Source organism: Rhodococcus pseudokoreensis (assembly GCF_017068395.1).
In the GTDB taxonomy this organism is placed as follows: Bacteria; Actinomycetota; Actinomycetes; order Mycobacteriales; family Mycobacteriaceae; genus Rhodococcus_F; species Rhodococcus_F pseudokoreensis.
On the sequence record NZ_CP070619.1, the window covers coordinates 1 to 13,192 of the forward strand.

At 64.7% G+C, this 13,192-nt stretch carries 10 protein-coding genes and 3 pseudogenes; 4 read left to right on the plus strand and 9 right to left on the minus strand.

Annotated features, from left to right (window positions below; translation table 11 throughout):
- Positions 1-412 precede the first annotated feature (412 nt).
- The 9 genes and pseudogenes from JWS13_RS45940 to JWS13_RS05405 all read right to left on the minus strand — a co-directional run bounded on the left by JWS13_RS45940 (position 413) and on the right by JWS13_RS05405 (position 8,845).
- Positions 413-814 carry a MarR family winged helix-turn-helix transcriptional regulator gene (locus JWS13_RS45940; RefSeq protein WP_259375208.1) on the minus strand — a complete coding sequence of 134 codons (402 nt, stop codon included), beginning with the start codon at positions 812-814 and terminating at the stop codon, positions 413-415.
- Positions 815-1,349: 535 nt separating this feature from the next.
- Positions 1,350-1,778, minus strand: a complete 429-nt coding sequence (locus tag JWS13_RS05375) for an MFS transporter (RefSeq protein ID WP_206004857.1) — start codon at positions 1,776-1,778, stop codon at positions 1,350-1,352.
- A 46-nt stretch (positions 1,779-1,824) separates the two neighbouring features.
- Positions 1,825-1,959: pseudogene (locus tag JWS13_RS46400) on the minus strand (MFS transporter); the annotation flags it as partial.
- 385 nt (positions 1,960-2,344) lie between these two features.
- Positions 2,345-2,734, minus strand: a complete 390-nt coding sequence (locus JWS13_RS46405; RefSeq protein WP_420855041.1) for an AMP-binding enzyme — start codon at positions 2,732-2,734, stop codon at positions 2,345-2,347.
- A gap of 126 nt (positions 2,735-2,860) precedes the next feature.
- Positions 2,861-3,968 (minus strand): annotated as a pseudogene (locus JWS13_RS45440) (AMP-binding protein); the annotation flags it as partial.
- A 51-nt stretch (positions 3,969-4,019) separates the two neighbouring features.
- Complete coding sequence (locus tag JWS13_RS05390) at positions 4,020-5,759, minus strand: FAD-dependent monooxygenase (RefSeq protein WP_225929616.1); 1,740 nt, start codon at positions 5,757-5,759, stop codon at positions 4,020-4,022.
- 130 nt (positions 5,760-5,889) lie between these two features.
- Positions 5,890-6,840 carry a fumarylacetoacetate hydrolase family protein gene (locus JWS13_RS05395; RefSeq protein WP_206004566.1) on the minus strand — a complete coding sequence of 317 codons (951 nt, stop codon included), beginning with the start codon at positions 6,838-6,840 and terminating at the stop codon, positions 5,890-5,892.
- A 28-nt stretch (positions 6,841-6,868) separates the two neighbouring features.
- The gene (locus JWS13_RS05400) at positions 6,869-7,876 is read right to left on the minus strand and encodes a fumarylacetoacetate hydrolase family protein (protein WP_206004858.1); all 1,008 of its coding nucleotides are present in this window, start codon (positions 7,874-7,876) and stop codon (positions 6,869-6,871) included.
- 72 nt (positions 7,877-7,948) lie between these two features.
- On the minus strand, positions 7,949-8,845 hold the full coding sequence (locus tag JWS13_RS05405) for a VOC family protein (RefSeq protein ID WP_206004859.1): 897 nt from the start codon (positions 8,843-8,845) through the stop codon (positions 7,949-7,951).
- Positions 8,846-9,267: 422 nt separating this feature from the next.
- Between JWS13_RS05405 and JWS13_RS05410 the strand changes: the two genes are divergently transcribed.
- The 4 genes and pseudogenes from JWS13_RS05410 to JWS13_RS05425 all read left to right on the plus strand — a co-directional run.
- On the plus strand, positions 9,268-10,608 hold the full coding sequence (locus JWS13_RS05410) for an MFS transporter (protein WP_206004860.1): 1,341 nt from the start codon (positions 9,268-9,270) through the stop codon (positions 10,606-10,608).
- A gap of 200 nt (positions 10,609-10,808) precedes the next feature.
- Positions 10,809-12,167, plus strand: coding sequence for an MmgE/PrpD family protein (locus tag JWS13_RS05415; protein WP_206004861.1), 1,359 nt, complete (start codon positions 10,809-10,811; stop codon positions 12,165-12,167).
- 20 nt (positions 12,168-12,187) lie between these two features.
- Positions 12,188-12,577 carry a RidA family protein gene (locus JWS13_RS05420; RefSeq protein WP_206004862.1) on the plus strand — a complete coding sequence of 130 codons (390 nt, stop codon included), beginning with the start codon at positions 12,188-12,190 and terminating at the stop codon, positions 12,575-12,577.
- A gap of 92 nt (positions 12,578-12,669) precedes the next feature.
- Positions 12,670-13,122, plus strand: a pseudogene (locus JWS13_RS05425) (acyl-CoA dehydrogenase family protein); the annotation flags it as partial.
- Positions 13,123-13,192 lie beyond the last annotated feature (70 nt).

A 13,192-nucleotide genomic window follows, 5' to 3' on the forward strand; every position in this document is an offset into this window, starting at 1 on the left:
ACCGAGTGCAGCAGCGTCTTCACCCAAGGCCAGAGGCCTTCGGCGTCTGCGACATCAAGTTCGTCGAAGCAACGAGGCTGCCGACACCCTGGAGCGACACATCCAGTCCACACGGATGCCCTTCTCGTCTACAGACACAAATCCGAGACCCATTCGCTGCCGGCCTGACCGACGCCGCAGCAGACGGCACCGCCCGGCCATCGGCGCACCCTGCACGCTTTCAATACTGCGCGGCCACACCAGCACTTGGACATGTCCACCCAGTCGGCCTGATCCATTTCCGGACGAGCGCAGACACCTGAGCTGGCTCATTTCGTCAGTGCGCGTGTTCCGGACCTGAGATCCGGTCGAGCAAGGCACGCAGGTCGGCCTCGACCTGCAGTGAAAACGCGCCGACTTCCGAATAGGCTGTTCACTGCTGGAGGGTATTGAACAACTTCGTGAGCAGTTCGGACAGCTGGGATTGATCTTCCTCGGACAAACCTGAGACCAGATCAAGCTCGACCTGATGTTGTAACCCGGCTGCCTCCTCGACAGCTTCTTTACCGGCCTCCGTGAGGTCGATCGTGAGTCGGCTTCGATTCTTGGGCTGGACCGTACGCGTCACATATCCATCGCGCTCGAGGCGGTCGACTCCCCCAGTGATTGTGGGACGGGTCAACTGTAGACTGTCTGCCAATTGGGAGGGTTCCTGGGTCCGAGCACGTAGAGCTGGGACATGATCCGAAACGCTCCCCACGTCCACCCCAGAGGTCGGTGGACCTCGTATTCCATGCGCTTTTCGTTCAGACGGGCGAGGCGGCCGATATGCCATACGATCGCGGCGGCGGTGTAGTCGACCTGGGTCGTCGGGCGCCCCAGCAACCGAAGGGAGGCCTCTTGCCACCGTCGACCCTCGAGCTGCATGGGCCTGAGTGTACGAGACCCGACACGTGATGTGGCTTTCGCCCCGTCCGGCTCCCGCGGACAACCCTCCGTCGGGACAATGTCCAACTCCTGCGTCACCGTTGATGCCCCCATCATCTCGTCCCGTTGTCCCTGCATCGTGCACACCCCGTCACCATCCTCGCCGCACGCTACGGTCAGAAAATGGTGGTGTAGTCAGAGCCATGGTGGCCGACCGTTGCCACGGAGCCGCACAGGCCCAGATCGACGGCCGCCGTCGAGACCACCGATGTCCTCTCACCAGATGGGCGGCATCCGCCGGAAGGCCGGACACGTCTGTGCTGCGGTGGTCATTCACGACGATGCCAGATAGCTGGGACGGCACAGATAGGCGACTACCACCACCGGCAGCGCGACTCCGACAAGTGCTGCTGTCACTCCGATCGTGTCGGTGATCCACCCGCTCAGTCCTGCTGCGAACGGACGGGCTCCGACGAAGCCGACGAACCACAGGGCCATGATCGGCCCCGAAGCTCGTCGGGTGATCTGTTCTGGATCTGCGTAGTAATGCTGGTGAACGCCAGGGTCATCCCGATACCGGACACACCGAATGCGATCAACGTGAGAGGGGCGTTGTCCGTTCCTCCCGCGAGCACGAGACCACCTGCGATCAGCAGCAATCCGCCACTGCCCAGACACTCGATCCCCACGGCGCGGTGCAGCGGACCGAACAGCAAGAAGCCGACGCCGGCACCGATACCGAAGCAGGACGCCATCCATCCGGCCAGAGCCGCTTCGGCGCCGAGTTGCTCCGCCAATGCCGGCGCCAAAGTGACGGCTGGGTCTACGCCGACTCCAACCGCCGCGATCCCGAGCAGAAGCACGAGCAGCACCCGGTGAGAGTGCCACGGCGGCACCCATGGCAGGCCCACCGGCCCTGCCTACCGTGATGGGGACCGTGTTCAGCGACATTGCCGCGGTCATTTCCCCCGGTCTGATCATTGCGGGCACGATCGATTGCATCGCAGGGCCGCCGATCGCGAAGCCCAGTCCGACGACGACGGAGGACAGCATCACCGGAGTGAGACCTGACAGTCCGTCCACTCCCCCCGGACAGCCAGAGCCACAACGCCAGGCCACCCGCGCCGACCCCGGTCAACAACGAACCCGCCACGATCTGGGTGGCGGCCTTGCCACGGTCGGCCAACTGCCCGCTGAACGGCGCGAAGAGCAGTTGCGGGGCGGAGTGGGCCACCGTCACCATGCCCACGGCCCAGGCCGAACCGCTCAGATCGAATGTCAGGATCGCGGCGACCACCACGAAGGTCCACGTGCCGCACGACGAGAGCAGTTTGCCCCAGAAGAACGGCCCGAAGACCGGATCGACGGTTAGCCGGAAGGCCCCTCGACTGCGATTCTGCGGGTCGTCGGTCGAGGGATCCACGGGTGCTCGGCTCAACTACTGGCCCGAATCATTCTCTGCCGAGCCGATGTTCGATGCGAGGCCGCCGTACAGATCACGCAGTTCACGCTTGAGTACCTTGCCACTCGGGTTCTTCGGCAGCGCGTCGCTGACGACAACATATTTCGGCTGTTTGTAGCCGGCGAGCCGGCCACGGGTGTGGTCCTTGATCTGCTCAGAGGTCACTGCCGCTCCAGGTTTGGGGACGACGACTGCGGTGACGGCCTCAACCCAGTACGGATGGCTGATGCCGAAAACCGCGACCTCGGCGACATCGTCGTGTTCGTAGATCGCTTCCTCGACCTCACGGCTGGCGACGTTCTCTCCGCCGGTCTTGATCATGTCCTTCTTGCGGTCCACGACCGACAGGTAGCCGCCTTCGGTCATGATGCCGAGATCGCCGGAGTGGAACCAGCCGTCACGGAACGCCTCGGCGGTTTTCTCCTCGTCGTTGTAGTAGCCGAGTGCGGCCTGCGGGCTTCGGTGCACGATCTCGCCGATCTCGCCGACCGGCACGGGGTTTCCGTCGTCGTCGACCAACCGGGTCTCGACGTTCAGGGCGGCACGGCCCGCCGACCCGGCTCGTTCGACTTGTTCATGTGGGCGCAATATCGTTGCCAGAGGTGCCATCTCGGTCTGGCCGTAGAAGTTCCACAGCTGCACCTGCGGCAGGCGTTGCTGCAACTCCCGGAGGATCTCCACCGGCATGGGCGACGCACCGTAGTAGCCCTTGCGCAGACTCGACAGGTCCGTGCTGTCGAACGAAGGATGGCGCAGCAACGAGATCCACCGTCGGCGGGCAGAACAGTTTGGTCACGTTCTCCCGGGCGATGGTCTCGAGCAGCACCGCGGGGTCCGGGGCCGGCAGGATGATGCTGGTTGCGCCGAGGTAGACATCGACGGAGAAGAAGCAATCCAGCTGCGCGCAATGGAACATCGGCAGCGCATGCACCTCGACATCGTCCACGCTCATTCCACCGTCGATCGCGCAGGAGGTGTACTGGGCTATCAAAGAACGACTGGACAGCATCACGCCCTTGGGGCGCGATTCGGTGCCCGAGGTGTACATCAGGCGGACCGGATCGTCGTCGGCGACCAGGACGTTCGGTGCCGAGTCGTGACCGGAACGCCACCAGTCGTCGACGTCCTCCCACCCGGCGTCGGGTGCTGCCCCTGAGGTCGAGATCCATCCCCGCACACCGTCGATGCGCGCGGTGGCCAGTGCCTTGCCTGCTGTGGGGGCGAGCGTGTCCTCCACGAGGATCCCACGCGCATCGGCGTGTTGCAGGATGTAGGCGATCTCGTCCGGGCCGAGCATGAAGTTCACCGGCACCAGGACCACGCCCAGCTTCGCGGTGGCGAAGACGGTCAGAGCGTACTGCCAGCAGTTGTGACTCAGCAGTGCCAGCCGGTCGCCCTTGGTCAGGCCACGGGCGGTCAGCGCATGGGCCATCCGGTTGGCCGCGGCGTCGAATTCGGCGTAGGTCACCCGCAGGTCTCCGGCGACGACCGCGAGCTTGTCCGGATACCGTAAGGCGGTACGGTGCAGCAGGTCTCCGATGGAGTGCTGCCGGGCATCTGCGACGGCAGCGGTGGTCTCCGGTGTGAACGTCGTGTCCATGTGTCTTCTGTCTCCGGTGAAGTGTCGGGGAGTGGAGAGGAGCGAGCGCGGTCAGAGGTGCAGCACAGTCCTCATCACGCGGGAGAGCTCGGCTGCTGCATCCGTCGGACGGTCGACGCTCCTCCAGGTAACATGCCGGTCGGGACGGACCAGCACCGCGCCGGCGTGCCCGACCTCGCGGGCGTCGCTCCATTCCCAGTAGGGGTCGAGGATGTCACCGCCGATCCGATGGGCGACGACCTGCACCCCGAGTTCGGCCGAGACCTTCTCGGCAGCTTCGAACCAGTGCTCGGCGTCCAGACCGACCAGCAGGGCGAATTCCAACCCGTCGACGAGGTCGAGCGTGGAGATCTGCTCCCCATTCCGGATCAGCCGCGCGTGGGGCACACGCGCCCCGGGCCTGGTGGTGGTCTGGAAGTCCAGGACGGGATCACCCTCGAACGGAGGGTAGGGCGTCTCGTCGTGCACGAGGGCACCCTCGTCGTAGTGGTATCCGACTTCCAGACCCAATGCGTTGAAACGGTTCTCGTTCTTGTCGAGGGCAGCGCGCAAAGCCGCGCGCCGTTCATCTCCCAGCGGACCCGGATCCTCGAGGGACGCCAGCGCTTCCCATCCCTCTTCCTCGGAAAGCCCTTCGTGGAGTCCGACAGCTTCCTGGATCGCCGTTGCCTGGTGCAGGCTCTTGATGGCTCGGTCGACGCCCGTCGCGCCGATGGGCTGGCGCTCACTGTTGTAGGTGTCCAGCAGCTCGGCACCGGCCTCATCGCGGAGGACGAGTGCAAGCTTCCAGGCCAGGTTGTAGGCGTCGGCCACCGACATGTTCAGGCCGAGGCCGTTCGTCGGGGGATGGCGGTGCACGGCGTCACCCATGCAGAACACGCCGTCGCGGGCGTACTCGGGGGCGACCTGCGCGTTGACCTTCCACCCCGAGATGCCGAGGATCTCGATGTCGTCGACGGGCTCGCCGACGGCCCGTTCAATGTGACCGATCGCCTGCTCTTCGGTCATCTCGGACAGATCCTCGACCTCGGGGTCGTAGAACCTGTTGAGCACGAACTCGTCGAAGGGGTTCATGCAGATGAACGTGCCGAGCGCAAGCGGCGGTTGCGGGCCGGGGTGCATATTCCAGGTGAGCACGCCGGGTCGGTGTGCCAGATAGCGGCTGAGGTCGGCCTTGAACCAGATGTTCGCGGCGTGGAACAGCCCCGAGGGTCCCTCGATGTCGAGCCCGGCGAAGCCGAGCACTTTGGTGCGGGCACCGTCCGCACCGATGACGTAGCGGGAGCGGACCGTCAATGTCGTGCCGTCCTCGCGGTTGAGGATCGTACTGACCCAGTGGTCCCCCTCGCGCTCCATCGAGAGGAGTTCACGCTGGAACTGCACGTCGGAGCCGGCATCACGCAGTGCCTCGACCAGGACCGGTTCGAACCGGGTCTGGGGGCAGTTGATCGAGGGGCAGGGGCTCGCCGCGAGGTAGTCGGCCTTGCGGTGCGGGGAGGTGCCCCATGCTTCCTTGCGGGCGATCTCGGGCTGGTTCAGCGTGGTGTACCAGACGTGGTGTCGCAGGCGCTCGTGGGGTGAGGACACTGCCTCGATTTCTTCCTGGACACCCAGGTGTCGCATGATCTCGACGGTGCGGGGGTTGACGATGTGGGCACGCGGCGAGTGTGCGGTTCCCGGGTACTTTTCGACCAGTACGTGCTCGATTCCGAACTTCGCAAGCGCCAGGGCGGCGGTCAACCCGGCGGGTCCGGCACCGACGATGAGCACCGGGGTTTCAGCATCAGCCATGGGAGGTGTCCTTCTCGTGCATCCGTGGGTGAATGAGTGTCATTCGTTCGGGCTTCGCGTGTGTCGACGGCGTTGCAGGCGAACAGTGACATCCAGGGGTTTCGGTTGGTGGGGTAGTTTTCGACGCGGATCAGCGGGCCGCGAGGCGCGATCCGCGCGGTGGGACCGGCACGACCTCCGGACCGGTGACGACGGTGGTCTCGATGCGGCCGAGGCGTTCGACCTCCAGGACTACGGTGTCGCCCGGAGTGAGCCAGCGAGACGAGGTGGTGTCGAGGCCGAGGTGTTCGAACAGACAGCAGGTGGGCAGGGTGCCGCCGCCGATGACGTCGCCCGGAACCACACGGGTACCTCGGGAGGCGTACGCGATCACATCGGCGAAGGACCAGTAGGTGTCGGCCCAGTTGCCTTCGCCGATAACGCTTCCGTTGACGCTGACGCGGGCGGTGAGGTCATATCCGAGATTGCGGCGCCGATCGGCCAGCTCGTCGGGGGTGACCAGGTACGGTCCGGTGCTGGTGACGGTGTCCTTGCCCTTGACCGGTCCCAGGGATCCGGTCATCTCGTGCATCTGCACGTCACGTGCACTCCAGTCGCACAGCACCATGTAGCCGGCGATGCGGTCTTCCGCCTGTTCGGGTGTCAGGTTCGCGCCGGTCCTACCGACCACCGCTGCGATCTCGAGTTCGAAGTCGAACATCGAGGATCCCGGAGCGATCGGGACCTCGTCGTTGGGTCCTACGATCGCCTGAGGGTTGGAGAAGTAGAAGGTGGGCTGTTCGTACCACACCTCGGGTACGGGTCGGTCGAGCCACTTGTTGCAGTTGACGACATGACCTTCGAATGTCATGCAGTCACGGAAGGACGGAGGCGCCGCGATCGGGGCCTGCATTCGCGCCTCGGTCAGCGGAATGGTCTCGTTGTGCGCCTGGAGGATTCGCTCACCGGCGATGACGAGGTCCGAGGTTTGCACCAGCTCGAGCAGGGTTGCAGACGCGGGGTCACCGACGATCTGATCGTCCTGCACCACTCCGACGGCGGTCGAACCGGTCGAGGGCGAAATGTAGGTCACGAATTTCACGGTGTGCCTCCTGTCCTTCCGTATGGGGTCACGCGCGGGTGATGTGGGTGACCTTGTTCGTGAGCGTGCCCAGGCCCTCGATCTCGATGTCGATGGTCGGCGTCATGCGGCTCATGTCGATCTCGTGGTGTCCGCGGGGGAACTTCTCGTTGCCCTTCGCGGCCGTGCCGGTGAGGATGATGTCGCCCGGCTCGAGGGTGAAGTAGCGGCTGGCCCAGGAGATGAGCTTGGCGACTGTGAAGCTGTAGGCGGAGGTGGAGTCCTCGGCGAACACCTCGCCGTCCGCGTAGCCGCGGACCGCGAGCGCGTCGGGGTTGCTGATCTCGTCGGCGGTGGTGAGCCACGGTCCCATCGGGCCGAAGGTGTCGGTTCCCTTGGAACGCGTGTGGTAGGTGAGGTACACGGCCAGATCGTCGGGGCCGTTGACCCGGCGCCATGCGAAGTACTCCGAGTAGCCGGGGGAGTCGGCCTGCTGCCGGCTTACGTCGACGGCGATGGAGTCGCCCCGCTTGAGACCCTGCGAGGTGATGTCGTTGACGATCGTGTAGCCGGCGACATGGTCGAGGGCCTCGTCCTCGGAGATGTTCTTGGCTTTGCGCCCGATGATCACGCCGACTTCGAGTTCAGGGAAGGTGAAACCGTAGTCGTCGGGGATGATCTCGATGTTGTCACCGTGGCCGACCATCGCGCTCGGCGGCTTGAGAAAGAACATCGGAGCCGCGGCCTCGACGTGGGCACCGCGGGTGAGCAGCGAGTTGTTCATCGCGGCGCAGAGAATCTTGCCGGTGTCGGGGACCGGCGGCAGCCAGGTCAGCTCGTCGAGGCTCACCGACGGCGCGTCGGCGATCCCCTGGTAGGCCTGCCGGACCTTCGCCCATTCGTCGGCGCCTGCCTTCAACAGCGTCTTGACGGTGGCGGGGGCATCACCGAGGCCGGCCTTGGCGTACAGATCGGCGAGCGTGACCACGCGGTCCTGGTCCGGAACCGCGACCACGACGTGATCGGTGCCCGCGATGGCGACAGAAGCGAGTCTCATATTGCTGTCCTTCGATAGTTGTGTGCGGATATTCGTGCAGTGATGGTCAGATGGAGTCGACGGCGCGAACGTCTACTCGACATCCGAACCCAAGGCCGTGGCGGCGCCGGTCAGCGGTCGATGACCCCACGACCAGTAGGGGCGGTCGTGCCGTCGTTGCGGCCACGTTCGCTCGTCGATTCGAGTTGTCCCCCATGCCACTTCGACCTCGAAGGCGTCACCCATGGGCTGGTAGAACGAGATCACGCCGTCGCCGGGGTGGCGCCCGAGATCACGAGAGATCGGAAATCCTTCGTCGAGAAGCCGGTCTCGGATGGCGCCCAGAGCATCGAGGTGGTCGACTTCGACTGCGAAGTGCAGCACGCGTGGACGCGCCGACGTCACCTCCGCGAACGCCAGGCTGTGATGTCGCGGATTGCAGCGCACCATCGCGACCCGGTTGCCGCCGATGTTCATGGTCTCGGTGACGACCATGCCCAGAACCTCGGTGTAGAAGGCCATCGTGCGGCGGAAGTCGGTCACGCCGAGCACGAGGTGTCCGATCCCCATATCTCCAATGGAGAAGTCCACGCCGTGGGGAGAGAGGAATCGGTTCCGAACACGGCTCATACGGCCCCAGTACAACTCGGCGACGAATCCGTCGGGATCAACGAATGTCACCAGGTCCACCACGCCACGCTCGGCGGCCAGGTCGGGTCGGTCCTTCGGTTGTGCACCCGCAGCTTCCAACCTGCTGCAGATACCTTTCAATGCCGCTTCGTTCTCGACTTCCCATCCCGCGAATGCAAACGAGTCCTGGGTGGACGAGCGCACCAGAATGCGTGCGCCGGCTTCGGTGTCGAGCCGCAGGCCCAACGAGTCACCGGTGTCGTCGACGACCACAGCGCCGATCAGGTTGCCCCAACGCCGCCACAGGTCGATGTCGGTCGTGTCGACACCGATGTGGCCGAGGGCTGTCACCGCCGCCATGTGTACTTCCTCCATTTCTGCCCTGGATCGGGCTTGGGCTGGTGCCTCGGGTTCGGCCGGTGTTGGGGCGCTTGCACCGCATGCACCGGGAAAGCGATCGGGACTCCACCTGTTACATGGACGTCCATGAGTTAGGCACCTAACTGCTGATGTGAACGAAACCACATTGCCGACCCGGAGTCAAGGGGCGCAGTAGAACTCGAAGCGGACGCGGGAAATTCGATCGGCTTCTTGCCCTATCGGTAGCTATGTGATAGACATCACCGGCGTGGTGTTAGGTACCTAATTCCACCGCGGATCGGGCCCCGGCGGCCGCGGGCCTCGCAGGCCGATACACCGGCACTCCCCCAACCATGCGGCCGCACACCACCCCTCCATCAGCATTTTCGGCTGGGCCGAATGCCGCCTTTCAAGGAGATCGGATGTCAGACCACAACACCGCCATGTCCAGGCGGGTCGCACTCTCAGGCTTCCTGGGAACGACGATCGAGTACTTCGACTTCTACGTCTACGGGACTGTTGCCGCCCTGGTCTTCAACCAGGTCTTCTTCAACAACCTCGATCCCCTCGTCGGCACCATCGCAGCCTTTGCCACACTTGCGGCCGGCTACCTGTCCCGTCTGCTCGGCGCGATCATCTTCGGGCACTACGGCGACCGTTTGGGCCGCAAATCCGCCCTGCTGATCACCATGATCGTGATGGGTCTGGCCAGCGGCCTCATCGGTCTGCTGCCCACACAGGCACAGATCGGCGCCGCCGCACCACTTCTGCTGCTGACGTTGCGGTTGGTGCAAGGATTCGCACTCGGCGGCGAGTTCGGCGGAGCCGTCTTGATGACAGCGGAGCATTCCGCGGACAACAAGCGCGGACGGACCACCAGCCTCACCGTGATGGGTAACCCTGCGGGTTCGGCCCTGGGCATGCTGTCCGTTCTCACCCTCACCGGCGTGCTCACCACCGAACAGTTCCAGGCGTGGGGATGGCGAATCCCGTTCCTCCTGAGCTTCGGTCTGCTGATCATCGGCTACTTCGTCCGTCACAAGGTCGTCGAAAGCCCGGTCTTCGAGAAGCAGGTCTCCACCGCCGAACCCACCCGAGTACCGGTACTCGAACTCTTCCGGACCCAGCCTCGCAACCTCGTACTCGGCACGCTGATCCTGATCGGCGGAGTAGCCGGGACCGGCATCTTCGGCGTCTACATCCTTGCCTACGCCACAGGCCTGGGCCACGAGCGCTCTACCGTGCTGACCGCTGTACTGCTGGGCACGATCGGGTCAGCGCTCCTCACCCCTGTCATCTCGTCGTTCTCCGATCGAGTCGGCCGTCGACCCATCCTGCTCGTCGGGACCGCCCTGACCGCCGCGGTGTCCTTCCCGCTGTTCTGGGTCATCGACCAACTCAACAGTGCGCTGCTCATCGTGTCGTTGACCTTGTACATCACCTTCGTGATGACCTGCATCACCGCAGTGGCTCCGGTCCTGCTCAGCGAGCTGTTCCCCACCCATCTCCGCTACACCGGCGTCTCCATGACCTACCAGCTCGGAGCGCTGCTCGGAGCAGGCCTGATGCCCCTCGCGGCATCCACCTTGGTCGCCAACTCCGGAGGCAACGGATACCCCGTAGCCGCATTGATCGTCGGTGTCAGCGTGATCAGCTTGATCGCAGTATTCCTCACCCCCGAGACATCAGGGTCCTCCCTGACCGAGACCGACACGCAGTCCGCGCCCTCCGACAGCGCCCGGACAGCCTCCCGCATCGCGTGACCTCGACCCGGACGGCGATTCACCGTCGCCGCCCGGTCCGTCTCGTCGGGTCCGCCCGACGGCGCGCACCGGTCCCGAGACACGCAGCGAACGAGTCCGCCCGGCCCGAAACCACAGCGCAATCCCTCCGAGCGCCCCGAGACCGAACCACTCCCCTCCCCGGATCCTTTCGAGACCGAACGAACCAGGACAGCCCACCCATGGCCCCCGAAGACGAACTGATCGAGTTCATCCACGACACTCACCTCCGGGATCTGTCCCTCGACGCGCGCCACACCGTCACCACGATGATCGGTGCCAATATCGGCACCACCGCAGCCGGCGCTGCCGAGGACGGCTGCACCCAGCTACGCCACTTCCTCCTCGCTCGCGGCGGCCGGGAAGAAGCGACCGTCCTTGTGTACGGCGATCGCCTTCCTGCGACCGCAGCCGCCCAACTCAACGCCACCATGGCCCGGGCCCTGGACTACGAAGACGCGATGGTCCCGGGACTCCACCTCGGTGCCGCACTGATCCCCACCGCCCTTGCCTGCGCCGAACTTCGCGGCGGCGTGGACGGGACCGAGTTCCTGACAGCGGTGGCGATCGGCGCCGAGGTCGGAGCGCGGATCAATCTCCCCGATCGGCTCTACAACGGATTCGACCCGACAGGAATCGCCGGCCCCATCGCCGCCGCCGCGACGGCCTCCCGGCTCCTCGGGTTGTCACCCGAGCGTATTAGTCAGGCACTCGGGCTGGCTTTCAACAGGACCGCCGGAAGTTTTCAGAGCAATATCGACGGGTCGCTCGCCGTGCGCCTGATTCAGGGCTGGGTCGCCGAGAGCGGGGTTCTGTGCGCCCAACTGGCTCAGGCCGACTTGACCGGACCGACAGGATTCCTCGACGGACTGTACGGATATGCGCATCTCTACGCCCGCAACGAAATCGCAGGCGCCCAGATGACAGCCGACCTGGGAAACCGTTGGGAACTCACCAATACCGGCTTCAAGAAATATCCCAGCTGCGGGCTCACCCAGGGCACTACCGAGTTGGCTCTGCGCGCCTACGCGGACGGTGTCCGCCCGAACATGATCGAGAACATCGAGGTAACCATGACACCATATGGTCACCGCCTCGTCGGCCACCCCTTCAACCCCGGCGAAAACCCGCGTGTTGCAGCACAGTTCAGCGCATCCTACTGTGCTGCAGGAGCGCTTCTCCACGGTGCGGCGCGATTGGAGCACTTCAGGCCTGATACGATTCTCGGTGCCGACGTACAGGAGCTGGCGAGCAGGACTATCGTCCGCGCCGATCCGAGTCTGGATGAATGTGGCCCCGGTGCAACACGACTGACAGTTCACGCCACGAACGGCGACGTTCTCGGCTATGGTATCGACGCGCCGCCCGGATTCCCCGGAAATCCTCTGAGCCCGGACGATCACGAGAATCGCCTACGCGACTGCCTGTCGGCAGCACACGGCCCGACGATCTCATCACGCACCGAACGGCTCGTCGAATCACTCAACCGACTGGACCAACTCGACAACGTCTCCACGCTGATCGAGCTCCTGACAGCCTGACCGAAAGGACCTGAACAACCATGACTCGTCGCTCCGTAGAAGTCCCCGGACTGCACCACGGCGGCCTGCCGATCCCCCAGGCCTGCGTGGTCGGAAACCTCCTCGTATCCGGAGGTATCGTCGCCCTCGACCCGGAGAAGAACGACGTACCGACCGACACCGAGGCCCAGGTCGAACTCGTCTTCGCCAATCTCCGCCGCACCGTAGAGGCGGCGGGTGGTCGAGTCGAGGACGTCGTGAAGTGCACCGTTTTCGTGCGAGACAAGTCCATCCGTCCCATCATCGACAAACACTGGGTCGAGATGTTCCCGGACGAGACCAGCCGTCCGGCCCGACATACGCTCCGCATCGACCTTCCTGAACCCCAGCAGATCCAACTGGAGATCATGGCGGTTCTCGGAGAAGGCTGATCTACCCGAATATTCCTTTGGCACATTGATTCCGGAAGGACTTCCCGCGATGGTTGCATCCTCGGCCGGCGTGCGCGCCGAACTCGGCCCGGGGCCGGATCCATCACTGCATGCGCCTGAACGGGATGGCCGAACGCGCCATCGCCCTGATGACCGACCGCGCCCGCACTCAGGCCGCGTTCGGCCGGCCTCTCGCCGACGAGGGCGTCGCACAGGCCACCATCGCCGATGCACGGATCAAGGTCGATGCGGCACGGCTGATGGTGCTGCGCGCCGCCTGGCGGATGGACGTCGCCGGCCCCAAGGAAGCTCGTCACGACATCGCCGCCACGAAGGTCGTGGTCCCGCAGACGGTCGAGTGGATCATCGACGAAGCCATCCAGATCTTCGGTGGTGCCGGTCTGTCCCAGGACATCCCGCTGGGCATGTTCTACTCCCAAGCACGTTTTCTGCAGATCGCCGACGGCCCCGACCAGGTCCACCGCCGCTCACTTGCGCGCACCGAGCTCTCCGCCACCCCGGCGCTCCGCGAAGTCCGTGGATAGCTTCCGCGGTATGCCGAATGCAACCTGATCGACCAGCAACCCCGGCTCGTTCGTGAGCCCTCCCCGAGGA

Excerpts from the sequence above, each read along its gene's own strand:
- JWS13_RS05420 (WP_206004862.1), top strand. The coding sequence starts at position 12,188 with ATGACTCGTCGCTCCGTAGAAGTCCCCGGACTGCACCACGGCGGCCTG.
- JWS13_RS05390 (WP_225929616.1), bottom strand. The coding sequence starts at position 5,759 with ATGGCTGATGCTGAAACCCCGGTGCTCATCGTCGGTGCCGGACCCGCC.
- JWS13_RS05405 (WP_206004859.1), bottom strand. The coding sequence starts at position 8,845 with ATGGCGGCGGTGACAGCCCTCGGCCACATCGGTGTCGACACGACCGAC.
- JWS13_RS46405 (WP_420855041.1), bottom strand. The coding sequence starts at position 2,734 with ATGACCGAAGGCGGCTACCTGTCGGTCGTGGACCGCAAGAAGGACATG.
- JWS13_RS05400 (WP_206004858.1), bottom strand. The coding sequence starts at position 7,876 with ATGAGACTCGCTTCTGTCGCCATCGCGGGCACCGATCACGTCGTGGTC.
- JWS13_RS05410 (WP_206004860.1), top strand. The coding sequence starts at position 9,268 with ATGTCAGACCACAACACCGCCATGTCCAGGCGGGTCGCACTCTCAGGC.
- JWS13_RS05415 (WP_206004861.1), top strand. The coding sequence starts at position 10,809 with ATGGCCCCCGAAGACGAACTGATCGAGTTCATCCACGACACTCACCTC.
- JWS13_RS45940 (WP_259375208.1), bottom strand. The coding sequence starts at position 814 with ATGGCATATCGGCCGCCTCGCCCGTCTGAACGAAAAGCGCATGGAATA.